This is a genomic window from Marinimicrobium alkaliphilum (genome assembly GCF_003259155.1).
GTDB classification, from domain to species: Bacteria; Pseudomonadota; Gammaproteobacteria; order Pseudomonadales; family Cellvibrionaceae; genus Marinimicrobium_A; species Marinimicrobium_A alkaliphilum.
Map to the genome: position 1 here is coordinate 45,876 of NZ_QGMQ01000012.1, position 24,625 is coordinate 70,500.

Consider the following 24,625-nt stretch of genomic DNA (forward strand, 5'->3'; position numbering starts at 1 on the left):
CCTGTTGTTACCGTACTTTGAATGACAAACGCGAGCGACTCACTTACTTACGAATCGGCTTGCGAGGACCTTTGCGTGTACGAGCGTTGGTTTTGGTGCGCTGACCACGCAGGGGCAAACTGCGACGGTGGCGTAAACCACGGAAGCAGCCCAGGTCCATCAGGCGTTTGATATTCATTGAGATAACACGGCGCAGATCACCTTCAACAGTGAACTTCGCGACCTCATTGCGGATCTTATCAATCTCTTCCTCGGACAGACTGCCCATTTTCACGTCTTCAGCGATACCAACATTAGCCAGAATCTGTTTGGCTGATGTACGGCCGACACCGTAAACGTATGTCAGAGAGATAACCGCGTGCTTGTTATCTGGTATGTTTACACCAGCAATACGGGCCATTCAAAATACTCCAGTAACACAATAAGTTGCAGCGTTGACGGCAAATTTAGCCACCCCAACACCGTAAAAGGCGCGCAAGGATAGCGGACAACTCACCAAAATGCAATAGCCGGGCGATTTCTCGCCCGACGACAGTCAACGCCCCCAGTTGTTCTTCGTTCTACGTCGGTAAGCCGAACTTGAGGCCACCTAATAGTCTGAAGAACTATTAGCCTTGACGCTGCTTGTGACGCGGCTCGGCGCTGCAGATAACCCGCAGAACACCATTGCGACGCACCATTTTGCAGTTGCGGCAAATCTTTTTAACAGAAGCACGAACTTTCATGATCTAACCCCAAATTTCTCTACAGGCTCAGCGCGCGTTGCCGCTGCCGAAGCCCTGCAAGTTTGATTTCTTCATCAGTGACTCATACTGATGGGACATCAGGTGAGCCTGAACCTGTGACATAAAGTCCATAACCACCACTACCACGATCAGCAGCGACGTACCGCCCAGATAGAACGGAACGTTGGCGGCGACCACCAGGAATTGGGGCATCAGACAAACCACCGACATATAAATAGCACCCACCACTGTCAACTTGGTCAGGACACTATCAATATACTTCGCCGACTGCTCGCCCGGGCGGATGCCAGGGATATAAGCACCGGATTTTTTCAGGTTATCTGCTACTTCTTTCGGGTTAAACATCAACGCCGTGTAGAAGAAGCAAAAGAACGAAATCAGGCCGGCAAACAGAATCACGTTCAACGGCTGACCTGGGCCAATCGCCAACGCGAGCTCCTGCAAGAAGTTACTCCACATGCCTTCACCGCCCTGACCAAACCATTGGGCGATAGACGCGGGGAAAAGCAGAATACTGCTGGCAAAAATCGCCGGAATAACGCCTGCCATATTGATCTTCAACGGCAAGTGGCTGGTCTGCGCGCTGTAACCGTGACGGCCTTGCTGACGCTTGGCATAGTTCACAGTGATGCGACGCTGAGCACGCTCGATACGCACCACGACCCAAACAACCCCGAGTGCGATCACACCAATCACCAGCAGAGCCAGAATATGCAGATCACCTTGACGCGAACTCTCTGCTGCCTGGCCAATAGCCCCGGGGAAACCCGCGACAATACCTGCAAAGATCAGCATTGAGATACCGTTGCCGATACCGCGCTCAGTCACCTGTTCACCCAGCCACATCATAAAGACGGCACCGGTTACCAGCGAAATTACCGCAATAAAGAAGAAGCTAAGACCGGCTTCGCCGCCATAGGCAAACCCGGAGAAGCTGACTGCCATTGCCATCGCCTGAACAGTGGCCAGAAACACCGTGCCGTAGCGGGTGTACTGGTTGATCTTGCGCCGACCGGCATCGCCTTCTTTCTTGAGCTGTTCCAGCGAGGGCGTCACGGCGGTCATCAACTGCATAATAATAGAGGCAGAGATGTACGGCATGATGCCCAGTGCCAGGATGCTCATCCGCTCCAGCGCGCCACCCGAGAACATGTTAAACAGGCCCAGGATAGTATCCTGATTCTGGTTGAACAGGTTGGCGACCCGCTCCGGATCCAATCCAGGAACAGGAATATGCGTACCGATCCGGTAAACCACAATCGCCAACAGCAAAAAGCGCAGGCGAGCCCAAAGCTCGCCTAACCCTTTCTGATTCGCTAACGGTATATTGCCGGGAGTTGCCATTGGCACCTCTTTTATTCTTCGACTTTTCCGCCCGCCGCTTCAATAGCAGCCTTGGCACCTTTAGTTACCGCCAAACCGCGGACAGTAACAGCCTTCTTGAGCTCGCCGGAAGCGAAAATCTTGGCTCGCTTGATGACAGAGCCGAGCACGTCGGCTTGCTTCAAGGTTTCCAGATCAATCACTTCACCTTCCACCTTGTTCAGCTCACTCAGACGTACCTGGGCGCTAACACGACCGATACGAGAGGTGAAGCCGTACTTGGGCAGACGTTTCTGCAGCGGCATCTGACCGCCTTCAAAACCCGGCTTAACGGTACCGCCTGAGCGGGCTTTCAAACCTTTGTGGCCGCGACCTGCGGTTTTACCCAGGCCACTACCAATACCACGGCCGACGCGCTTTTTACTGTGCGTGCTGCCGGGAGCGGGACTCAGCGTATTAAGACGCATCTTACTCTCCCTCTACCTTAACCAGATAGTTCACTTTGTTAATCATGCCACGTACTGAGGGGGTGTCTTCCACCTCGACAGTGTGACCGATACGGCGCAGGCCCAAACCAGCTACGCTAGCCTTGTGACTCTGCAGTCGGCCGGCAGTGCTCTTGACCTGAGTCACTTTGATCATCTTCTTCGCCATGGTCGTATTCCGCTATCTAGTAATTGGCCAGAGCCAATTAATTCAGAATGTCTTCTACACTTTTACCGCGCTTGGCAGCAACAGACTCCGGAGAGGTCATTGTCTGCAAGGCTTTAAAAGTGGCTCGAACAACGTTAACCGGGTTGGTGGAGCCATAGCACTTGGCCAACACGTTCTGAACGCCGGCAATCTCCAGCACTGAACGCATTGCACCACCCGCGATAACACCGGTACCGTCAGAAGCCGGCTGCATGTATACCTTAGAGGCGCCGTGGCTACCTTTTGTCGGATACTGAATGGTGTCACCATTAAGCTCTACGTCGATCATGTTACGACGGGCCGCTTCCATAGCTTTCTGAATCGCCAGAGGTACTTCACGTGCCTTACCGCGACCGAAGCCTACCTTACCATTACCATCGCCAACTACAGTCAGCGCAGTGAAGGCAAAGATACGACCACCCTTAACAGTCTTGGCAACACGGTTAACCTGAACCAGCTTTTCCTGGAGGCCCTCGTTATTGCCGTCATCTTTCTTAGTGTAAGCCATATCTCAACCCTTAGAATTCCAAACCAGCTTCACGCGCGGCGTCGGCCAGAGCCTTAACACGACCGTGGTAGCGGAAACCACTACGGTCAAAGGCAACCTGGGTTACACCAGCTGCTTTCGCGCGCTCGGCGATCAGCGTACCGACCGACTTGGCTGCGTCAACATTACCGGTTTTACCACCACGCAGATCTTTATCGAGAGTCGACGCACTCGCAAGCACCTTGGCGCCATCTTCGGCAATAATCTGGGCGTAAATGTGGCGCGGGGTACGGTGTACCGCCAGACGCTTGACGCTCAGTTCACGAATCTTGGCACGGGCACGGCGCGCACGGCGAAGACGAGATAACTTCTTATCGCTCATAACCTAGCCCTTACTTTTTCTTGGCTTCTTTACGATGTACTCGCTCATCGGCATACCGGATACCTTTGCCTTTATAGGGCTCTGGTTCGCGGAACGCGCGGATTTCCGCGGCTACCTGGCCGAGCTGCTGCTTATCAGCGCTCTTAAGTACAAGTTCAGTCTGACTGGTGGTCTCGGCAGTTACACCTTCGGGCAACGTATAGTTGACCGGGTGAGACAGACCCACAGACAGGTTTACAGTTTTGCCCTCGACTTTCACACGATAACCAACGCCGACCAACTGCAGCTTCTTCTCGAAGCCCTTCTCGACGCCGTTTACCATGTTACTGACCAGAGCACGTGTGGTGCCCGCCAGTGCGCGGGTCTGCTTGGCACTGTTACGCGTGTTAAAGCTCAGAACACTATCATTCTGGACAACTTCAACATCAGCGTGAATCTGCAGTGCCAACGTACCTTTGCCGCCTTTAACGCTCAGTTCCTGACCCTTGAGGGTAACAGTCACCGCGGCAGGTACTTCAACCGGACTATTTGCAACTCGTGACATGACGACTTCCCGTTAAAAAACTGTGCAGAGGACTTCTCCGCCCACGCCAGCAGCGCGCGCGGCACGATCAGTCATAACACCTTGACTGGTAGAGACAATAGCAATTCCCAAACCGCCACGAACGCTCGGCAGGGCTTCTTTACCAGCATAGTTACGCAAGCCTGGACGGCTTACACGGTCAAGCTCGGCGATTACCGGCTTGCCCTCAAAGTATTTCAGTTCGACAGTAAGCTCAGGCTTTTCAGCCTCGGCCACTGCAAAACCGTTGATGTAGCCCTCGTCCGCGAGGACTTTGGCAACACTTGCCTTCAACTTTGAAGAAGGCATAGAAACTGACTCTTTACCGACACGCTGGGCGTTGCGGATGCGGGTCAGCATATCAGCCAAAGGATCTTGCATGCTCATCTGATTCTGCTCCTAAAATTAGTCTCTGGCTTACCAGCTGGACTTAACCAGACCAGGGACATCACCGCGCATCGCTGCTTCACGCAGTTTGTGACGGCACAGACCGAATTTACGATAAACGCCGTGCGGACGACCGGTCACGCGGCAGCGATTACGCGCTCGAGCGGGGCTGGCATCGCGCGGCAGCTTTTGAAGCTTGACCTGCGCTTCCCATACCTGCTCTTCAGCGGATTCGGGGTTAGCAATAATCGCCTTCAGTTCAGCACGCTTAGCAGCATACTTCTGAACGGTCCGAGCACGCTTAACTTCGCGAGCAATCATCGATTTCTTAGCCATGGTATTACCCCTTATCCTTTGAACGGAAAGTCAAACGCCTTCAACAGGGCGCGACCTTCTTCGTCGTTGCGTGCACTGGTAGTGATACAAATATCCATACCACGCAGCTTGTCGATCTTGTCGTAGTCAATCTCGGGGAAAATGATCTGCTCATTAACACCCATAGAGAAGTTGCCGCGACCGTCGAACTGCTTCGGGCTAATACCACGGAAATCACGCTCACGCGGGATCGCGATGGAGACCAGGCGATCGAGGAACTCGTACATACGATCCTGACGCAGAGTCACCTTGGCACCGATGGGCCAACCATCGCGAATCTTGAAGCCAGCGATCGACTTTCGGGCCTTGGTAACAATTGCTTTCTGACCTGCGATTTTCTCGAGGTCCGCAACTGCGTTTTCCAAGACTTTCTTGTCGCCCACTGCTTCACCAACACCCATATTCAGGGTGATCTTGGTGATGCGCGGCACTTCCATCACGTTCGCCAAGCCCAGCTCTTCTTTCAGCTTGGGGGCGAGTTCTTTTCTGTAAATTTCTTTAAGCCTAGCCATGTCTACTTACGCCTCTACGGCTTCGCCATTGGATTTGAAAACACGAACCTTGTCGCCGTTCTCAAGGATCTTGAAGCCCACGCGATCAGCTTTGCTGGTTGCCGGGTTGAAAATGGCAACATTGGAAGCCTGAATCGCCGCTTCTTTTTCAACGATTCCGCCGGGGACGCCCAGTTGCGGATTCGGTTTCTGGTGCTTCTTCACCATGTTGACGCCGGAAACAATCAGGCGCTCGTCGTCGAGCACGCGGACAACTTTCCCGCGCTTACCTTTGTCACGCCCAGCGATAACAATCACTTCGTCATCACGTTTAATCTTACGCATTTGCCTGCCCTCGAATCTCTGCTTCGTCAGTGCTTAGAGCACTTCCGGCGCCAGAGAAATGATTTTCATGAATTTCTCGCCGCGCAGTTCGCGGGTAACGGGCCCGAAAATACGGGTACCCACCGGGGCATCCTGGTTGTTCAGCAGCACGGCCGCGTTATCGTCGAACTTGATCAAAGAACCGTCCTGACGACGCACACCTTTTTTGGTGCGCACTACTACCGCTTTCATCACCTGGCCTTTCTTGACCTTGCCGCGCGGAATCGCTTCCTTCACGGTCACCTTGATGATGTCACCAACGGCTGCGTAACGACGGTGGGAGCCGCCAAGAACCTTGATGCATTGGACCCGGCGCGCGCCGCTATTGTCAGCTACATCTAAGTAGGTTTCTGTTTGAATCATCGTCCGTCTCCGAAACTTTCAATGCCGCTGAATCGATTAGATTTCAGCCGCGCGCTCATCAATATTAACTAAAGCCCAGGACTTGGTCTTGGCCAGAGGGCGTGATTCCGCGATGGTTACGCGATCGCCAATCCGGCACTCATTGTTCTCGTCATGAGCCTTCAACTTGGTAGACTTGCTGAGATACTTGCCGTACAACGGGTGTTTCACCCGGCGCTCGATCAGCACAGTAATGGTTTTATCCATTTTGTCGCTAACGACTTTACCAGTCAGCGTACGAGCCTGATTTTCTGCCTGAGACATCTTAGTTACCTGCCTTTTGGTTAAGCACCGTTTTGATGCGAGCTATGTTCTTGCGAGCCGCCTTCAACAGATGCGTCTGACCCAGCTGGCCGGTGGACGCCTGCATACGCAGTTTAAACTGGTCTTTGAGTTGCTCGACCAGCTCGCTGTTCAGCTCTTCAACGGACTTTTCCCGGAGTTCTGAAGCTTTCATCACATCACCGAACGTTTTACAAAAGTTGTATTAATAGGCAACTTGGCCGCGGCCAGCTCAAAAGCTTCACGCGCCAGTTCCTCGCTCACGCCGTCCATTTCATACAGGACTCTGCCCGGACGAATCTGAGCTACCCAATATTCGACGTTGCCCTTACCTTTACCCTGACGCACTTCCAGGGGCTTCTCGGTAATCGGCTTGTCCGGAAAAACGCGAATCCAAATTTTACCGCCCCGCTTGATATGGCGAGTCATTGCACGACGCGCCGCCTCAATTTGACGAGCAGTAAGGCGTCCACGTCCAGTCGCCTTCAGGCCGAAATCGCCGAAGCTAACTTTGGAGCCGCGGTGAGCCAAGCCGCGATTGCGACCTTTCTGTTGCTTACGAAACTTCGTACGCTTTGGTTGCAGCATCTTGCGTACCCCTTATTTAGACTTTGAGCCTTTTTTCTTGGATGCCGCTTCGGTCTCTTCTACCTGACCGATAACCTCACCCTTGAAAATCCAAACTTTAACACCAATGATGCCGTATGTTGTTGCTGCTTCTGCGGTTGAATAATCAATATCAGCGCGCAAAGTGTGCAGCGGCACACGACCTTCACGGTACCACTCGGTGCGAGCAATCTCAGCACCACCCAGGCGGCCACCCACCTGGATCTTGATGCCTTCAGCGCCTTGGCGCATGGCATTTTGAACAGCGCGCTTCATGGCACGACGGAACATCACTCGACGCTCCAACTGCTGAGCAACGCTCTGCGCCACCAAAGAAGCATCCAGATCAGGCTTGCGAATCTCTTCAATATTGATATGAACAGGCACGCCCATCTGCTTGCTGACTTCGGAGCGCAGCCGATCAACATCTTCGCCTTTCTTACCAATCACGATACCCGGACGGGCCGTATGAATGGTAATTCGCGCGGTGTTGGCCGGACGCTCAATTTCTACCCGGCTGACAGATGCACTTGCCAGTTTCTTCTGAATGTACTCGCGCACTTCCAGATCATTATTGAGTTTGTCTGCGTAGTTTTCGCGGTCCGCATACCAAACTGAAGTATGCTTTTTAACGATACCCAGACGAATACCTGTCGGATGTACTTTCTGACCCATAACGCCTGCTCTCTTACTGGTCGGCTACTTTAACGGTGATATGACAAGTTTGCTTGACAATGCGATCGGCACGGCCTTTGGCGCGCGGCTTGATACGCTTAAGTCGAACACCTTCGTCTACAAAAATCGTAGACACTTTCAACTCGTCAACATCGGCACCTTCGTTGTGCTCGGCATTCGCAATTGCAGATTCGAGCACCTTCTTGACAATCACTGCACCTTTCTTATTGCTGAAAGCCAGGATATCAAGTGCGTCTTCAACGCCTTTTCCGCGAATTTGATCGGCCACCAAACGCGCTTTTTGCGCCGACAGACGAGCACCGCTTAACTTTGCTGCTACTTCCATCGTATTACCTCGTAGGCACTAGCGCTTAGCGCTTTTTCGCTTTCTTGTCTGCAGCGTGACCACGATAAGTACGGGTAGCTGCAAACTCGCCAAATTTATGTCCAACCATCTCTTCGTTTACCAGAACGGGAACGTGCTGACGACCGTTGTGTACGGCGATAGTCAGACCCACCATTTCCGGCATAACCATAGAGCGGCGAGACCAAGTTTTAATCGGACGACGATCGTTTTTCTCGATCGCTGCCTCGACCTTCTTAATCAGGTGAAGGTCGATAAACGGACCTTTCTTCAGTGAACGTGGCACTGTTGCTTCCTCTAATTAGTTGCTGGGTCGCTTACTTTTTACCGCGACGGCGAACAATCATATTGTTGGTGCGCTTGTTCTTGCGGGTCTTGTAGCCTTTAGTCGGCACACCCCAAGGACTCACAGGATGACGCCCACCAGAGGTACGACCTTCACCACCACCGTGCGGGTGATCGACCGGGTTCATCGCAACACCGCGAACGGTAGGACGAACACCGCGCCAACGCTTGGCACCAGCCTTACCCAGAGAGCGCAGGCTGTGCTCACTGTTTGACACTTCGCCCAGGGTAGCACGACACTCGGCCAAAACCTTACGGGTCTCGCCACTGCGCAGGCGCAGGGTGGCGTAAACGCTGTCCCGAGCGACCAACTGACAAGAAGCACCCGCTGAGCGCGCCAACTGAGCACCTTTACCCGGCTTGAGTTCAACCGCGTGAACAACACTACCCACCGGAATGTTACGCATCGGCAGGGCATTGCCCGGCTTGATCGGCGCCGCATCACCCGAATAAACAACATCACCAGCCTTCAGGCCTTTGGGTGCAATAATGTAGCGACGCTCGCCATCGGCATAGCACACCAGAGCAATAAACGCGGTGCGATTCGGATCATACTCCAAACGCTCCACTTTTGCGGGGATTCCATCTTTATTGCGACGGAAATCCACAACGCGATAGTGTTGCTTGTGGCCACCACCAACGTGGCGGGTGGTAATCCGGCCGTTGTTGTTACGACCACCGGTTTTGCTCTTCTTTTCCAGCAACGGCGCGTAGGGCGCACCTTTGTGCAAGTCCGGACTAACGACACTTACAACAAAGCGGCGACCGGGCGAGGTTGGTTTACGTTTTACAATAGGCATTGCAACAATCCTCTTACTCAGCTACCGCAAAGTCGATATCTTGACCTTGCTCGAGACGGACGTAGGCTTTCTTCCAGTCGCTGCGTTTGCCAACACCATAGCGCGTACGCTTGGTCTTACCTTTGACATTCAGCACGCGCACAGCTTCGACCTTAACGTCGAAAAGCTCCTGAACAGCCGTTTTGATTTCGAGCTTGGTAGCACTCGGCAATACTTTAAAGACGACCTGGTTACCGGCATCACCCGCGGTAGCGGACTTCTCGGAAACCACCGGGCCGAGTAGCACCTTATAGACGCGTTCTTGGTTCATCCCAGGATCTCCTCGATTTTCTTGAGCGCGGGCACGGTAACGACCACTTTATCGAAGCGAATCAAGCTGACGGGATCGATGGCCTGAACATCACAAACATCCACTTTATGGAGGTTGCGTGAAGCCAGGTACAAGTTCTCGTCAATCGACTCGGTAACGATCAGCGCTTCTTTCAGGTCAAACTGTGCCAATTGCTGGACCAATGACTTGGTCTTGGGCGCATCCACCTCGAACTGCTCAACCACAACCAGACGATCCTGGCGATTCAGCTCGGACAGAATGCAGCGCAGCGCGGCACGATACATCTTCTTGTTCAGTTTCTGCTCGAAATTACGCGGCTGGGCAGCAAAGGTAACACCACCTGAACGCCACAGCGGGCTGCGAATTGTGCCCGCACGTGCGCGACCGGTGCCCTTTTGGCGCCAGGGCTTCTTGCCACCACCAGAAACGGCTGCGCGGTTCTTCTGAGCTTTAGTGCCCTGACGGGCGCCGGCCATATAGGCCATAACAGCCTGATGAACCAGATCTTGATTAAACTCTTTCCCGAAAGCGACTTCGGATACGTTCAACGTACCGTTAGCACCGCCGGGAGTTACAATATTTAATTCCATGGTCGATTCCCCTCGGATACTTAACCGTTACTGCGTGCTTTGACAGCAGGACGCACAATAACGTCGCCGCCTGGCGCACCAGGGATGGCACCCTTCACAAGCAGCAAGTTGCGCTCGGCATCAACGCGAACCACCTCAAGATTCTGAACGGTTACACGCTCAGAGCCCATATGGCCTGACATTTTTTTGCCTTTGAATACGCGACCGGGAGTTTGACACTGGCCGATAGAGCCAGGGGCACGGTGAGACAGGGAGTTACCATGGGTGGCGTCCTGCATGGAGAAATTCCAGCGCTTGACGGTACCCGCGAATCCCTTACCTTTGGAGATACCGGTGACATCGATCGTTTGACCTGCTTCAAAGGTAGAAACAGTGATCTCAGCACCTACTTCGAATGCTTCTTGTGCATCGTTGCGCAGTTCCCAGATGCCGCGACCAGCTTCGGCGTTTGCCTTAGCATAGTGGCCAGCAACAGGCTTGCTCACACGGGAGGCACGGCGAGAACCAACAGCAACCTGCACAGCAGAGTAGCCATCAGTGTCGACGGTTTTTACCTGGGTAATGCGATTGGGTTCAACCTCAATCACAGAAACCGGGATAGAAACACCGTCATCGGTAAAAATACGAGTCATACCGCTTTTGCGGCCGACAATACCAATCGTCATGTTGTTAACCTCGTTAGTGTACGGGGCTTTTACCCGCTATGGCCGCCCATTTCAGAGCGTTACACAGGCTTGGGCAATGTAGGCCCAAGCCATTAAACATTTACTTAGCCAAGACTAATTTGTACTTCAACGCCTGCAGCCAAATCCAGCTTCATCAGGGCATCTACAGTTTTTTCAGTAGGCTCAACGATATCCAGCAAACGCTTGTGTGTACGTATCTCGTACTGATCGCGCGCGTCTTTATTGACGTGCGGGGAAATCAGCACAGTGAAGCGCTCTTTACGAGTCGGCAGCGGAATCGGGCCCCGGACCTGCGCACCTGTGCGCTTTGCTGTCTCAACGATCTCCTGGGTAGAAGTATCGATGAGCTTGTGATCAAAAGCCTTCAGGCGAATCCGAATGCGTTGATTCTGCATGGAACCAAACTCCAATAATATGCTTTAAAGAACTTCCATCCTGGCGTCAGCCCCTTGGGCCGTGCAAAATGGAGGCGCAATTCTAATGGTGGACCCCGCCCCTGTCAAGGGATATGGCGAAATCCTGCGTAAATATCTTACTTCAAGAGCAAAAGCTCTAAAAATCAACAACTTATAATAAAAAAGGCCCCCTCGCGGGGGCCCTTTGTCAAGCCCAAATTCGGACTTAGTCGATGATTTTGGCTACAACGCCGGCGCCTACAGTACGACCGCCTTCGCGGACCGCAAAGCGCAGACCTTCTTCCATCGCCACCGGGTGAATCAGAGTAACGCTCATTTGAACGTTGTCGCCCGGCATAACCATCTCAACGCCTTCCGGCAGCTCACACGCACCGGTAACGTCGGTGGTGCGGAAGTAGAACTGCGGACGGTAACCTTTGAAGAACGGGGTATGACGACCACCTTCGTCCTTGGACAGCACGTAAACTTCGGCTTCGAACTTGGCGTGCGGCTTCACAGAACCCGGCTTGGCCAGTACCTGACCACGCTCAACCTCATCACGCTTGGTGCCACGCAACAGAACACCGACGTTCTCACCCGCACGACCTTCGTCGAGCAGCTTACGGAACATCTCAACACCGGTACAGGTGGTTTTGGTGGTGTCTTTCAGACCAACGATCTCGATCTCTTCACCAACCTTGATCACACCACGCTCAACACGACCGGTCACAACAGTACCGCGACCAGAGATGGAGAACACGTCTTCTACCGGCATCAGGAACGGCTGATCAACGGCACGCTCGGGCTCCGGAATGTATTCGTCCAGGGTTTCGACCAGCTTCTTGACAGCGGTGGTACCCAGCTCGTTGTCGTCTTCACCGTTCAGCGCCATCAGGGCAGAGCCCGCGATGATCGGGGTGTCGTCGCCCGGGAAGTCGTAGGTGTCAAGCAGCTCACGCAGCTCCATTTCGACCAGCTCAAGCATTTCGTTGTATTCGTCAGTGCCTACGCCGCCGCAATCTTCAGCCAGCAGGTCAGCTTTGTTCAGGAACACAACGATTTTCGGTACACCCACCTGACGGGACAGCAGGATGTGCTCGCGGGTTTGCGGCATCGGACCATCGGTCGCGCCACACACCAGGATAGCACCGTCCATCTGGGCAGCACCGGTAATCATGTTTTTAACGTAGTCAGCGTGACCCGGGCAATCGACGTGCGCGTAGTGGCGATCGGGTGACTCATACTCTACGTGAGAGGTGGCGATGGTGATACCACGCTCACGCTCTTCCGGAGCATTGTCGATACCGTCGAAGGCAACGGCTGCGCCGCCCCATACTTCCGCACAAACACGTGTCAGTGCAGCAGTCAGAGTCGTTTTGCCATGGTCAACGTGACCGATGGTGCCCACGTTGACGTGGGGCTTTTTCCGTTCAAACTTTTCTTTAGCCACTGTATAAATCCTCTAAAATATTGGTTACAAAAGCTGGTTAGTCGTCGCTGGAAACCTTGGTCTTGGCAATCACTTCGTCAGCGATGTTTTTGGGCGCTTCCGAGTAGCCTTTAAACTCCATGGCATAGGTCGCGCGACCCTGAGTAGCAGAACGCAGATCGGTCGCGTAACCGAACATCTCCGCCAGAGGCACGTCGGCATTGATCACCTTGCCCATCGAGCCTTCGTCCATTCCCAGAATCAGACCACGACGACGGTTGAGGTCACCCACAACGTCACCCATGTTCTCTTCCGGCGTTACCACTTCAACCTTCATGATCGGCTCGAGCAGTACCGCACCGCCCTGCTGGGCCAATTTTTTGGTTGCCATCGAGGCGGCAATTTTAAACGCCATCTCGTTGGAGTCAACATCGTGGAAGGAGCCATCGTACAGAGTTGCTTTCAGGCCCAGCAGTGGGAAGCCTGCCAGCACGCCGTTTTGCATCTGCTCCTGGATACCTTTTTGCACCGCAGGAACGTAGTCCTTGGGTACCGCACCACCAACGATTTCGTTAGAGAACTCAAGGCCTTCGGCATTTTCGTCTTCACCCGGCTCAAACCGGATCCAGACGTGACCGTACTGACCGCGACCACCGGACTGACGAACAAACTTGCCCTCAATCTCTGTGTTAGTGGTAATGCGCTCACGGTAGGCCACCTGCGGCTTACCGATATTGGCCTCGACATTAAACTCGCGACGCATACGGTCTACGATAATGTCCAAGTGCAACTCACCCATACCACCGATAATGGTCTGACCACTTTCTTCGTCGGTTTTTACACGGAAAGACGGATCTTCCTGCGCCAATTTACCCAGAGCAACGCCCATTTTTTCCTGGTCGCTTTTGGTCTTGGGCTCTACCGCCACATGAATAACTGGCTCGGGGAACTCCATGCGCTCAAGCACAATCACACTGTTCAGATCACACAAGGTGTCACCCGTGGTCACGTCTTTGAAACCAATGCCGGCAGCAATATCGCCAGCCATAACTTCTTTGATTTCCTGGCGCTGGTTGGAGTGCATCTGCACCATACGTCCCACACGCTCTTTCTTGCCCTTGACCGAGTTGAGCACGGTGTCACCAGAGTTCAACTTGCCCGAGTAGACCCGGAAGAAAGTCAGCGTTCCCACGAAGGGGTCAGTGGCGATTTTGAACGCCAGGGCCGCAAACGGCGCATTGTCGTCAGCTTCGCGAGTCTCAACGGTTTCGCCGTCATCCAGCGTACCTTCGATAGCCTTAACTTCTGTCGGCGCCGGCAGGTACTCAATGACCGCATCCAGCACCGCCTGAACACCCTTGTTTTTAAAGGCGGAACCGCCCAAAACAGGAATGATTTCGTTAGCCAGAGTGCGCGCACGAATGCCCGCTTTAATTTCGTCTTCGCTCAGCTCACCCTCTTCGAGATACTTGTTCATGTACTCGTCGTTGGCTTCAGCTGCCGCTTCCATCAACTGCTCACGCAGCTCTTCACACGTTTCTTGCAGTTCAGCCGGAACATCCTGATACTCAAAGGTCATGCCCGCATCATCTTCATTCCAGATAATGGCCTGCATTTTTACCAGGTCGACAACACCTTTGAAGTCTTCCTCGGAACCAATAGTCATCTGCAGCGGAACAGCAGTTGCACCCAGACGGGTTCTCAGCTGCTCAACCACACGCAGATAGTCAGCCCCGGTACGGTCCATCTTGTTGACGAAGACCATGCGCGGCACTTCGTATTTGTTGGCTTGGCGCCATACAGTCTCGGTCTGCGGCTGAACACCCGAAGAGCCACACAGGACAACGACTGCGCCATCGAGAACACGCAGCGAGCGCTCAACTTCAATAGTGAAGTCAACGTGCCCCGGGGTGTCAATGATGTTGACCCGGTGCTCATCAAACTGCTGACTCATACCTTGCCAGAAGGTGGTAACAGCAGCAGAGGTGATGGTAATACCACGCTCCTGCTCCTGCGCCATCCAGTCGGTTGTTGCCGCACCGTCATGCACCTCACCCATCTTGTGCGACAGGCCGGTATAAAACAGAATGCGCTCGGTAGTGGTCGTCTTACCGGCGTCTACGTGGGCACAGATACCGATGTTACGGTAGCGCGCCAAAGGAGTTTTACGTGCCACGGTAGTAGCCCCCAATGTCCTAAAACTGAAAATGGTAAAAGGCAGCCAAACAGCTGCCTTTTCGATGGGAAAGCTCTGCGCTTAGAAGCGGAAGTGCGAGAAGGCCTTGTTGGCCTCAGCCATACGATGCACGTCTTCGCGCTTCTTGACCGCCGCACCTTTGCCCTGTGACGCATCAATCAGCTCCCCGGCAAGACGCTGCGGCATGGATTTCTCACCGCGATTGCGTGAATACTCCACCAACCAGCGCATAGCCAGCGCACCACGACGAGAGGCGCGCACTTCAACCGGCACCTGGTAGGTCGCACCACCCACACGGCGAGACTTAACCTCGACCAGCGGGGCGATATTTTCCAGCGCCTCTTCAAATACTTCCAACGGATCCTTGTTCAACTTCTCTTTCACCGTATCCATGGCACCGTAGACGATACGCTCAGCTACGGATTTCTTACCACTGATCATCACGTGGTTCATAAACTTCGCCAAAGTAACACTTCCGAACTTGGGGTCCGGGAGCACTTCGCGCTTGGCGACGACTCTTCTTCTTGGCATCTTAATAGCCTCTCTTCAGGAATTGTCTAAGACGTGGCCGCGCTACTCGCGCTTGCCAGCTCAGCCTTACTCGGTTCTAACCGAAAACGTTATACGCTCTAAACAACCGCGGGCCCAGGCCCAAACGTTACTTAGGACGCTTGGCACCGTATTTGGAACGACCTTGCTTACGCTTATCAACACCGGAGGTATCCAGTGAACCGCGTACAGTGTGGTAACGAACACCCGGCAAGTCTTTTACACGACCGCCGCGAATCAGTACTACACTATGCTCTTGCAGGTTATGCCCTTCACCACCAATGTAGGAAGTCACCTCAAAGCCATTGGTCAGGCGCACACGGCAAACCTTACGCAGGGCCGAGTTAGGCTTCTTCGGGGTGGTGGTATAAACGCGGGTGCAAACGCCGCGCTTTTGCGGGTTACCTTGCAGAGCAGGAACGTCGCTCTTTTGAACCTTACGTTTTCTCGGCTTACGAACCAACTGGTTGATCGTTGCCATGAAAATAAACTCCACAAATAAAAATTGCCCCTGACACTCATTGCCATGGGCGTGGTTATAGAGAATGGCAAAAGCCATTCCCCGCTACAAAAAGCGGGTGGCGCATTGTAAAGAGGCCACCCGCCTACGTCAAGCCACCGGCCCGGCATTTCTGCCGGAACCGGTCATTCCTCAGTTGGAGCTGGACTTGAGTGCTTCGGTCAAGGCTGCTTCGACCTCTTCCGCACTGACGCCTGAATCTACGCCACCCAACACCGCTTCGCGCCGACGGCGGCGCTCGTTGTGGTAGGCCAAGCCAGTACCGGCCGGGATCAGACGACCCACAACCACGTTCTCCTTGAGGCCTCGCAGGCTGTCTTTCTTCCCGGTAACCGCGGCCTCGGTGAGTACGCGCGTGGTCTCCTGGAAGGAGGCCGCCGAAATGAAGGACTCGGTTGCCAGCGATGCCTTGGTGATACCCAACAACAGGCGCTCGAACTGGGCGGGCTGCTTGCCTTCGGCGCGCAGACGCTCGTTCTCTTCCAGAACGTTGGTGTACTCAACCTGCTCGCCTTTGACGAAGGTAGAGTCGCCCATGGTGGTGATTTCAACTTTGCGCAGCATCTGACGGACGATTGTCTCGATGTGCTTATCGTTGATTTTCACGCCCTGAAGGCGGTACACGTCCTGGATCTCATTGGTAATGTACTGAGCCAATGCCTCGACGCCCTGCAAACGCAGGATGTCATGAGGGTTGCTCGGGCCATCGGAGACGACCTCACCCTTGGCGACCTGCTCACCTTCAAACACGGTCATTTGACGGTGTTTCGGGATCAGCACCTCGTAATGGGTCGAGCCATCGTCGAGGGTCTGGCCGTCCAGCGGGGTAATAACCAGACGACGCTTGCCTTTGGTCTCCTTACCGAAACTGACGGTACCGGAGATTTCGGCCAGGATCGACGGCTCTTTGGGCTTACGCGCCTCAAACAGGTCAGCCACACGCGGCAGACCACCCGTGATATCACGGGTTTTTGAACCTTCCTGCGGGATACGGGCAATAACGTCACCCGGGCGAATCGCATCGCCGTTGGACACAGTCACAATTGCCTTGGGAGGCAGCATGTAGTGTGCCGGAGCGTTACTGTTGGGCAGCGAGACTTCTTTGCCCTTCTCGTCGAGCAAGGATACCGCCGGACGCAAGTCTTTACCGGCCGAAGGCCGCTCAGTGGTATCCATGACTTCGATCGAGCTCAAGCCCGTCAACTCGTCAGTCTGGCGCCGGATTGAAAGGCCATCTTCCATACCGGAGAAGGCGGAAGTACCGGCCACCTCACTGACAATCGGGTGCGTGTGCGGATCCCATTTGGCAATGATCTGGCCACCTTTGACGGCGTCACCTTCGTTAACGCTGATCACGGCACCGTAAGGCAGTTTATAGCGCTCGCGCTCACTACCCGCGGCATCGGCGATCGCGATTTCACCGGAGCGGGACACCGCGACCAGATGACCATCGGAATTGGTGACCGTTTTCAGGTTCACCAGACGCACGGTGCCGTCCTGCTTGACCTGAACGCTGTCGGCCGCCGAGGCCCGGGAAGCCGCACCACCGATGTGGAAGGTACGCATGGTGAGCTGGGTACCCGGCTCACCAATGGACTGAGCGGCGATAACGCCGACCGACTCACCGTTATTGACGCGGTGGCCGCGAGCCAGGTCACGCCCATAACACATGGAGCAGACACCGGTACGCGCCTCACAGGTAATCGGCGAGCGCACCAGCACTTCGTCAATACCCATGGATTCGATGCGCTCGACCCAGGCCTCATCAATCATGGTGCCCGCAGGCACCAGAATCTCGTCACTGCCCGGACGCACCACGTCACGCGCAATCACACGCCCGAGGATACGGTCGCCCAGGGACTCGATAACGTCGCCGCCTTCAATAACCGGGGCCATCACCAGGCCAGTACCGGTACCGCAATCAGCCATTGTGACCACCAGGTCCTGCGCCACATCCACCAGACGGCGAGTCAGATAACCGGAGTTAGCCGTTTTCAAAGCGGTATCCGCCAGACCTTTACGGGCACCGTGCGTGGAGATGAAGTACTGGAGTACGTTCAAACCTTCGCGGAAGTTGGCGGTAATCGGCGTCTCAATAATGGAGCCATCCGGACGCGCCATCAGGCCGCGCATACCGGCCAGCTGGCGGATCTGGGCGGGGGACCCCCGGGCACCAGAATCGGCGTACATAAACACGGAGTTGAAAGAATCCTGAACCTCTTCCTCACCCTCACGGTTGATGACCGTTTCTTTACTGATGCCTTCCATCATCGACTTGGCGACCACGTCGTTGGCGCGCGACCAAATATCGATAACTTTGTTGTACTTCTCACCTTGAGTCACGAGGCCCGAGGCGAACTGGCTCTCGATTTCCATGACTTCGGCTTCCGCGCGCGCGATCATCTCGGCCTTGGACTCGGGAATGGCAAAGTCGTTGACCCCGATGGATGCGCCGGATTTGGTGGAGAAGTCATAACCGGTGTACATCAGCTGGTCAGCAAAAATGACCGTTGCCTTCAGTCCGACGACCCGGTAGCAGTAGTTGATGACTGCCGAAATGGCCTTTTTCACCATCGGACGGTTAATCAGTTCCAGAGGAATACCGGCTGGGCAGATTTCCCACAGCAGCACGCGACCGACGGTGGTATCAACCACCTGGGTCTTTTCCTGCCTCTCGCCCTCGGCGCCGATCAGGGTTTCAGTCAGGCGAACCTTGACTCGAGCTTGCAGCTCAATCTGACCGCCGTAGTAGGCGCGGGAAACTTCTTTGGTATCAGAGAACACCATCCCTTCGCCGCGGGCATTGACACGCTCGCGCGTCATCCAGTACAGCCCCAAGACCACGTCCTGAGAAGGCACGATGATCGGCTCGCCAGACGCGGGCGAGAGGATGTTGTTGGTCGACATCATCAACGCACGGGCTTCAAGCTGCGCTTCCAGGGTCAGCGGGACGTGCACCGCCATCTGGTCACCGTCGAAGTCAGCGTTGTAGGCCGCACAGACCAGCGGGTGCAACTGAATCGCCTTACCTTCAATCAGAACCGGTTCAAACGCCTGGATACCCAAACGGTGAAGTGTCGGTGCACGGTTGAGCAGCACCGGGTGCTCGCGAATGACCTCGTCGAGAATATCCCAGACGACGGCTTCTTCGCGCTCGACCATTTTCTTGGCCGCCTTGATGGTGGTGGCCAAGCCGCGCAGCTCCAGTTTGCTGAAGATAAACGGCTTGAACAGTTCCAGCGCCATTTTCTTGGGCAGACCGCACTGGTGCAATTTCAGGGTCGGGCCGACCACGATCACCGAGCGACCGGAGTAGTCAACACGCTTGCCCAGCAGGTTCTGACGGAAACGCCCCTGCTTGCCTTTGATCATGTCGGCAAGTGACTTCAGCGGACGCTTGTTGGAGCCCGTGATGGCACGACCGCGACGGCCATTGTCCAGCAGCGCATCGACAGATTCCTGCAGCATACGCTTTTCGTTGCGCACGATAATATCGGGCGCATTCAGATCCAGCAGACGCTTCAGACGGTTGTTACGGTTGATCACCCGACGGTACAGATCGTTCAGATCCGAGGTCGCAAAGCGGCCGCCGTCCAGGGGAACCAGCGGACGCAGGTCCGGCGGCAGTACCGGCAACACTTCCATCACCATCCACTCGGGCTTGTTGCCCGAGTAGAAAAAGGCTTCCAGCAACTTCAAGCGCTTGGAGTACTTCTTGACCTTGGTTTCACTGGTAGTGTTGGGGATTTCTTCCCGCAGGTGCTGAATATCAGCTTCCAGGTCGATGTCTTTCATCAGCGCCTGGATGGCTTCGGCACCCATGAGGGCTTCGAATTCATCGCCGAACTCTTCCATGGCTTCAAAGTACTGCTCATCGCTTAGCAGCTGACCCTTTTCCAGGGTGGTCATACCCGGGTCGGTCACCACATAAGATTCGAAGTACAGGACTCGTTCGATATCACGCAGGGTCATATCCAGCAGCAGACCGATACGACTCGGCAGCGACTTCAGGAACCAGATATGCGCGACCGGGCTGGCCAGCTCAATGTGGCCCATGCGCTCACGACGCACCTTGGCGAGCGTAACTTCAACGCCACACTTCTCGCAGATGATACCGCGGTGCTTCATGCGCTTGTATTTGCCGCACAGGCACTCGTAGTCCTTGACCGGGCCAAAAATCTTGGCACAGAACAGACCGTCCCGCTCCGGTTTAAAGGTGCGGTAGTTGATGGTTTCGGGCTTTTTGACTTCCCCGAACGACCAGGAGCGAATCATTTCCGGCGATGCCAATCCAATACGGATCGCATCAAACTCTTCGACTTGTCCCTGGGACTTGAGCAAATTCAGTAAGTCTTTCAAGGCGTATTCTCCAGTTGGCTCCAATGGGCTCAATGGGTGCCGGCGGCACCCGAGGGGCCACAAGGCCCCCCGACTGATTTATGCAGGACTGACTTAGTCCTCGTCCTGCTCCAGCTCCATATTGATACCCAGAGAGCGGATCTCTTTAACCAATACGTTAAAGGACTCCGGCATGCCGGGCTCCATACGGTGATCGCCGTCCACGATGTTTTTGTACATCTTGGTGCGACCAGCCACGTCATCAGACTTAACGGTGAGCATTTCTTGCAGGGTGTAGGCGGCACCGTAGGCCTCCAGCGCCCAGACTTCCATCTCACCAAAGCGCTGGCCACCAAACTGCGCCTTACCACCCAGCGGCTGCTGAGTAACCAAGCTGTAAGAGCCAGTCGAACGGGCGTGCATTTTGTCGTCCACCAAGTGGTTCAGTTTCAGCATGTACATGTAGCCGACCGTGACCGGACGGGTAAAGCCATCGCCGGTACGACCATCAAACAAGTGCATCTGACCACTATCGGGCAAGTCCGCCAGGCGCAGCAGGGCTTTGATCTCATGCTCTTGCGCACCGTCAAACACCGGCGTCGCCATGGGCACACCACCGCGCAGGTTACCTGCCAGATCGATAATTTCCTTATCGCTGAACGATTTCAGATCTTCTCTGAACTTAACATCGCCCGTCTCGTTATAGATCTGCTCAAGGAACTTGCGCAACTCGGCGACCGCACGCTGCTCGCGCAGCATATCGTCGATCTTCTTGCCCAAACCTTTGGCCGCCAGACCCAAATGGGTCTCCAGGACCTGACCAACGTTCATCCGCGAAGGCACACCCAACGGATTAAGTACGATATCAACGGGGTTGCCGTCTTCGTCATAGGGCATGTCTTCAACCGGCATAATGACGGAGATAACACCCTTGTTACCGTGACGGCCAGCCATCTTGTCACCGGGCTGAATCCGACGCTTGATCGCCAGATAGACTTTAACAATCTTCAGCACGCCCGGCGCCAGGTCATCGCCTGTAGACAGCTTGCGACGCTTGTCTTCAAAGCGTTCATCAAGAATCTTGCGGCGCTCCGCCAGCTGCTCTTCGGCGCGATCGATCTGCTCGTTGAGCGTGTCTTCGGCCATCCGCAACTTGAACCACTGATCCTTCTCCAGACCGTCGAGGGTCTCGTCGCTCAGGGTTTCGCCTTTCTTGACACCCTTGGGTCCGGCACTCACCTTCTGTCCGATCAGCGCCGAACGCAGACGCGCCAGGGTAGCCTGCTCAACGATGCGGTATTCTTCGTTAAGGTCTTTGCGGACCTCGTCGAGCTGCGCCTTCTCGATCTCCAGACTGCGCTGGTCTTTTTCCAGACCGTCGCGGGTAAATACCTGGACATCAATGACCGTACCGGTCGTGCTCGAAGGCACGCGCAAGGAGGTATCTTTCACGTCCGAGGCTTTCTCACCGAAGATCGCACGCAGCAGTTTCTCTTCTGGGGTCAACTGGGTTTCGCCTTTAGGCGTCACCTTGCCAACCAGAATATCGCCACCGGACACTTCTGCACCGATGTAAACAATGCCCGACTCATCCAGCTTCGAGAGCGCGCTCTCACCCACATTGGGGATATCCGAACTGATCTCTTCTGCACCCAGCTTGGTGTCGCGGGCGATACAGGTCAGCTCCTGAATGTGAATGCTGGTGAAACGGTCTTCCTGTACAACACGCTCAGAAACAAGAATCGAATCCTCAAAGTTGTAACCGTTCCAGGGCATAAACGCGATGCGCATGTTCTGGCCCAAAGCCAGCTCGCCCATATCTACAGACGGGCCGTCAGCGAGAATATCGCCACGCTGTACCGTGTCGCCGACCCGGACGATCGGGCGCTGGTTGATACAGGTGTTCTGGTTCGAACGGGTGTACTTGATCAGATTATAAATGTCGACGCCGGCCTCGCCCGCCTCAACTTCATCATCGTGAACCTTCACCACAATCTTGCCCGCATCGACGCTGTCGATCACACCACCGTGGAGCGCGACCACGCAGACACCGGAATCCGAAGCGACGTTGCGCTCCATCCCAGTACCGACCAGTGGCTTGTCGGCTCTCAGCGCAGGCACAGCCTGACGCTGCATGTTCGAGCCCATCAGTGCACGGTTGGCGTCATCGTGCTCCAGGAACGGAATCAGCGCCGCCGCTACAGACACAACCTGGCGCGGGGAGACGTCCATGTAATCGACGTCTTCCGGAGCCTTCAGGGTAAATTCGTTCTGGTGGCGTACCGACACCATCTCGTCGCTCAGGCGACCTTTGTCGTCCACCGCCGCCGAGGCCTGTGCAATAACATGCTGGGCTTCATTAATGGCTGACAAAAATTCGATGTCATCGGTGACCTGACCGTTCTTGACCTTGCGATACGGCGTTTCCAGGAAACCGTAGCTGTTGGTGCGCGCATAGGTTGCCAAGGAGTTGATCAAACCAATGTTCGGACCTTCCGGGGTCTCAATCGGACACACGCGGCCGTAGTGCGTCGGATGCACATCGCGCACCTCAAAACCCGCACGCTCACGCGTCAGGCCGCCCGGCCCCAAGGCCGAAACACGACGCTTGTGAGTCACTTCCGAGAGCGGGTTGTTCTGATCCATAAACTGGGACAGCTGCGAGGAGCCAAAGAACTCCTTCACGGCGGCCGCTACCGGCTTGGCATTGATCAGATCCTGAGGCATCAGGCCTTCACTTTCAGCCATCGACAAGCGCTCTTTAACCGCACGCTCAACCCGAACCAGACCGACACGGAACTGGTTTTCTGCCATTTCACCAACCGAACGTACACGACGGTTACCCAGGTGATCGATGTCATCGACCACACCTTTGCCGTTGCGAATGTCGATCAGGGTCTTGATCACATCGACGATATCGTCGTTGGACAAAGTGCCTTCGCCAACTTCTTCTTCGCGACCGAGACGACGATTGAACTTCATACGCCCCACAGCCGACAGATCGTAGCGTTCCTGACTGAAGAACAGGTTCTGGAACAACGCTTCAGCCGATTCCTTGGTGGGCGGCTCGCCCGGACGCATCATCCGGTAAATTTCAACCAGCGCTTCGAGCTGCGTGCGGGTCGGGTCTACGCGCAGCGTTTCAGAGATGAACGGACCGCAATCAAGTTCATTGGTGTACAGTGTTTCAATTTCAGCAGCACCGGCATTGTGCAGCTTGGCCAGCACATCGGTGGTGATCTCGGTATTGGCTTCGAGCAGTACTTCACCGGTATTGGTATCAACGACATCCTTGGCCAGGGCACGCCCCAACAGGTAGTCGGCCGGCACTTCCATCTGGTCAACGCCTGCTTTCTCAAGCTGGCGGATATGGCGAGCAGTAATACGACGGCCTTCCTCGACCAGCACCTTGCCTTTCTTATCCTTGATATCGAAAGTCGCAACATCACCACGCAAGCGAGAAGGCACCACGTCAAAAGAGAAGGTGCCTTCTTTACCTGCACGGAAAATACTGGTATCGAAGAACATGGCCAGCATTTCTTCGGCGCTAAAGCCCAGAGCACGCAGCAGAATAGTGGCCGGGAGCTTGCGACGACGGTCGATACGCACATACACGAGATCTTTGGGGTCGAATTCGAAGTCGAGCCAAGAACCACGGTAAGGGATAACCCGCGCAGAATAGAGCAGCTTGCCAGAGGAATGGGTCTTGCCTTTGTCATGGTCAAAGAACACACCCGGAGAGCGATGTAGCTGGGAAACAATCACACGCTCAGTACCGTTGATGACAAAGGTACCGTTTTCTGTCATGAGCGGAATCTCGCCCATGTACACTTCCTGTTCTTTAATATCCTTGATGGCTTTGTTGGATGAGTCGCGATCGTAAATGATCAAGCGGACTTTCACCCGCAGCGGCACCGCAAAGGTGACACCGCGCAAAATGCATTCATTGACATCGAAAGCGGGTTTGCCCAGGTTATAGCTCACATATTCGAGTGCCGCGTTACCAGAGTAACTGGCGATCGGAAACACCGAGCGAAACGCAGCGTGCAGACCGCTATCCTGACGGCTGCCGGCAGGGGTATCTGCCTGGGTAAAATTGCGATACGAATCCAGCTGAATCGCCAGCAGGTAAGGTACATCCATGACGGTTGGCAGTTTGCCAAAATCCTTGCGGATACGTTTTTTCTCAGTATATGAGTAAGCCATCTGTATTCCCCAGCTTGTTCACGGAACGGGCTTGATCGCAGCCACAAAGCGCAGTTTATGCGCTCCTAAGTACCGACTTG

The 24,625-nt window shown here is 54.7% G+C and carries 30 protein-coding genes; all 30 read right to left on the reverse strand.

The annotated features are described in order from the left end of the window. Nucleotides 1–43 precede the first annotated feature (43 nt). The gene (rpsM, locus tag DKW72_RS15755; protein WP_111643353.1) at nt 44–400 is read right to left on the reverse strand and encodes a 30S ribosomal protein S13; all 357 of its coding nucleotides are present in this window, start codon (nt 398–400) and stop codon (nt 44–46) included. Nucleotides 401–608: 208 nt separating this feature from the next. Then, the gene (gene rpmJ, locus DKW72_RS15760; RefSeq protein WP_111643354.1) at nt 609–725 is read right to left on the reverse strand and encodes a 50S ribosomal protein L36; all 117 of its coding nucleotides are present in this window, start codon (nt 723–725) and stop codon (nt 609–611) included. A 27-nt stretch (nt 726–752) separates the two neighbouring features. Then, nucleotides 753–2,090, reverse strand: a complete 1,338-nt coding sequence (secY, locus tag DKW72_RS15765; RefSeq protein WP_111643355.1) for a preprotein translocase subunit SecY — start codon at nt 2,088–2,090, stop codon at nt 753–755. An 11-nt stretch (nt 2,091–2,101) separates the two neighbouring features. Beyond that, nucleotides 2,102–2,536, reverse strand: a complete 435-nt coding sequence (rplO, locus tag DKW72_RS15770; RefSeq protein WP_111643356.1) for a 50S ribosomal protein L15 — start codon at nt 2,534–2,536, stop codon at nt 2,102–2,104. Nucleotide 2,537: 1 nt separating this feature from the next. Then, a complete protein-coding gene (rpmD, locus tag DKW72_RS15775) occupies nt 2,538–2,723 on the reverse strand; it encodes a 50S ribosomal protein L30 (RefSeq protein ID WP_111643357.1) in 186 nt (61 codons plus the stop codon). Between the two features lie 37 nt (nt 2,724–2,760). Further along, nucleotides 2,761–3,270 carry a 30S ribosomal protein S5 gene (rpsE, locus tag DKW72_RS15780; RefSeq protein ID WP_111643358.1) on the reverse strand — a complete coding sequence of 170 codons (510 nt, stop codon included), beginning with the start codon at nt 3,268–3,270 and terminating at the stop codon, nt 2,761–2,763. Between the two features lie 10 nt (nt 3,271–3,280). Continuing rightward, complete coding sequence (rplR, locus tag DKW72_RS15785; protein WP_111643359.1) at nt 3,281–3,631, reverse strand: 50S ribosomal protein L18; 351 nt, start codon at nt 3,629–3,631, stop codon at nt 3,281–3,283. Nucleotides 3,632–3,641: 10 nt separating this feature from the next. After that, nucleotides 3,642–4,175, reverse strand: a complete 534-nt coding sequence (gene rplF, locus DKW72_RS15790) for a 50S ribosomal protein L6 (protein WP_111643360.1) — start codon at nt 4,173–4,175, stop codon at nt 3,642–3,644. Nucleotides 4,176–4,187: 12 nt separating this feature from the next. Then, on the reverse strand, nt 4,188–4,580 hold the full coding sequence (gene rpsH, locus DKW72_RS15795; protein ID WP_111643361.1) for a 30S ribosomal protein S8: 393 nt from the start codon (nt 4,578–4,580) through the stop codon (nt 4,188–4,190). 30 nt (nt 4,581–4,610) lie between these two features. Next, complete coding sequence (gene rpsN, locus DKW72_RS15800) at nt 4,611–4,916, reverse strand: 30S ribosomal protein S14 (RefSeq protein ID WP_111643362.1); 306 nt, start codon at nt 4,914–4,916, stop codon at nt 4,611–4,613. Between the two features lie 11 nt (nt 4,917–4,927). Next, nucleotides 4,928–5,467: a 50S ribosomal protein L5 gene (gene rplE, locus DKW72_RS15805; protein WP_111643363.1), complete on the reverse strand. Its 540-nt coding sequence runs from the start codon at nt 5,465–5,467 to the stop codon at nt 4,928–4,930. A gap of 6 nt (nt 5,468–5,473) precedes the next feature. Continuing rightward, a complete protein-coding gene (rplX, locus tag DKW72_RS15810) occupies nt 5,474–5,791 on the reverse strand; it encodes a 50S ribosomal protein L24 (RefSeq protein WP_111643364.1) in 318 nt (105 codons plus the stop codon). A gap of 33 nt (nt 5,792–5,824) precedes the next feature. After that, entirely contained in the window at nt 5,825–6,193 is a 369-nt protein-coding gene (rplN, locus tag DKW72_RS15815) for a 50S ribosomal protein L14 (protein WP_024462484.1), read from the reverse strand. Nucleotides 6,194–6,229: 36 nt separating this feature from the next. Continuing rightward, complete coding sequence (rpsQ, locus tag DKW72_RS15820) at nt 6,230–6,496, reverse strand: 30S ribosomal protein S17 (protein ID WP_111643365.1); 267 nt, start codon at nt 6,494–6,496, stop codon at nt 6,230–6,232. Between the two features lies 1 nt (nt 6,497). Then, nucleotides 6,498–6,689 (reverse strand): 50S ribosomal protein L29, encoded by a 192-nt coding sequence (gene rpmC / locus DKW72_RS15825; RefSeq protein WP_111643366.1) that lies wholly within the window; start codon nt 6,687–6,689, stop codon nt 6,498–6,500. Continuing rightward, a complete protein-coding gene (rplP, locus tag DKW72_RS15830; protein WP_111643367.1) occupies nt 6,689–7,102 on the reverse strand; it encodes a 50S ribosomal protein L16 in 414 nt (137 codons plus the stop codon). Before rplP ends, rpmC begins: the two co-directional genes overlap by 1 nt. 12 nt (nt 7,103–7,114) lie before the next feature. Next, nucleotides 7,115–7,795, reverse strand: a complete 681-nt coding sequence (gene rpsC, locus DKW72_RS15835) for a 30S ribosomal protein S3 (RefSeq protein WP_111643368.1) — start codon at nt 7,793–7,795, stop codon at nt 7,115–7,117. A gap of 13 nt (nt 7,796–7,808) precedes the next feature. Next, complete coding sequence (gene rplV, locus DKW72_RS15840) at nt 7,809–8,141, reverse strand: 50S ribosomal protein L22 (protein ID WP_111643369.1); 333 nt, start codon at nt 8,139–8,141, stop codon at nt 7,809–7,811. 25 nt (nt 8,142–8,166) lie between these two features. After that, the gene (gene rpsS / locus DKW72_RS15845; RefSeq protein ID WP_111643370.1) at nt 8,167–8,445 is read right to left on the reverse strand and encodes a 30S ribosomal protein S19; all 279 of its coding nucleotides are present in this window, start codon (nt 8,443–8,445) and stop codon (nt 8,167–8,169) included. Nucleotides 8,446–8,476: 31 nt separating this feature from the next. Further along, nucleotides 8,477–9,304: a 50S ribosomal protein L2 gene (rplB, locus tag DKW72_RS15850; RefSeq protein WP_111643371.1), complete on the reverse strand. Its 828-nt coding sequence runs from the start codon at nt 9,302–9,304 to the stop codon at nt 8,477–8,479. Between the two features lie 13 nt (nt 9,305–9,317). Then, a complete protein-coding gene (rplW, locus tag DKW72_RS15855) occupies nt 9,318–9,614 on the reverse strand; it encodes a 50S ribosomal protein L23 (RefSeq protein ID WP_111643372.1) in 297 nt (98 codons plus the stop codon). Next, the gene (gene rplD, locus DKW72_RS15860; RefSeq protein WP_111643373.1) at nt 9,611–10,225 is read right to left on the reverse strand and encodes a 50S ribosomal protein L4; all 615 of its coding nucleotides are present in this window, start codon (nt 10,223–10,225) and stop codon (nt 9,611–9,613) included. Before rplD ends, rplW begins: the two co-directional genes overlap by 4 nt. A 20-nt stretch (nt 10,226–10,245) precedes the next feature. Further along, nucleotides 10,246–10,890 (reverse strand): 50S ribosomal protein L3, encoded by a 645-nt coding sequence (gene rplC / locus DKW72_RS15865; protein ID WP_111643374.1) that lies wholly within the window; start codon nt 10,888–10,890, stop codon nt 10,246–10,248. A 104-nt stretch (nt 10,891–10,994) separates the two neighbouring features. After that, nucleotides 10,995–11,306, reverse strand: coding sequence for a 30S ribosomal protein S10 (rpsJ, locus tag DKW72_RS15870; protein WP_111643375.1), 312 nt, complete (start codon nt 11,304–11,306; stop codon nt 10,995–10,997). Between the two features lie 226 nt (nt 11,307–11,532). Continuing rightward, nucleotides 11,533–12,756 (reverse strand): elongation factor Tu, encoded by a 1,224-nt coding sequence (tuf, locus tag DKW72_RS15875; protein WP_111643376.1) that lies wholly within the window; start codon nt 12,754–12,756, stop codon nt 11,533–11,535. A 37-nt stretch (nt 12,757–12,793) separates the two neighbouring features. Next, the gene (fusA, locus tag DKW72_RS15880) at nt 12,794–14,911 is read right to left on the reverse strand and encodes an elongation factor G (protein ID WP_111643377.1); all 2,118 of its coding nucleotides are present in this window, start codon (nt 14,909–14,911) and stop codon (nt 12,794–12,796) included. A gap of 81 nt (nt 14,912–14,992) precedes the next feature. Beyond that, a complete protein-coding gene (gene rpsG, locus DKW72_RS15885) occupies nt 14,993–15,463 on the reverse strand; it encodes a 30S ribosomal protein S7 (protein WP_111643378.1) in 471 nt (156 codons plus the stop codon). 127 nt (nt 15,464–15,590) lie between these two features. Beyond that, a complete protein-coding gene (rpsL, locus tag DKW72_RS15890) occupies nt 15,591–15,962 on the reverse strand; it encodes a 30S ribosomal protein S12 (RefSeq protein ID WP_111643395.1) in 372 nt (123 codons plus the stop codon). 171 nt (nt 15,963–16,133) lie between these two features. Next, complete coding sequence (gene rpoC, locus DKW72_RS15895) at nt 16,134–20,360, reverse strand: DNA-directed RNA polymerase subunit beta' (RefSeq protein ID WP_111643379.1); 4,227 nt, start codon at nt 20,358–20,360, stop codon at nt 16,134–16,136. Between the two features lie 93 nt (nt 20,361–20,453). Further along, on the reverse strand, nt 20,454–24,545 hold the full coding sequence (rpoB, locus tag DKW72_RS15900; RefSeq protein WP_111643380.1) for a DNA-directed RNA polymerase subunit beta: 4,092 nt from the start codon (nt 24,543–24,545) through the stop codon (nt 20,454–20,456). Nucleotides 24,546–24,625: the final 80 nt, after the last annotated feature.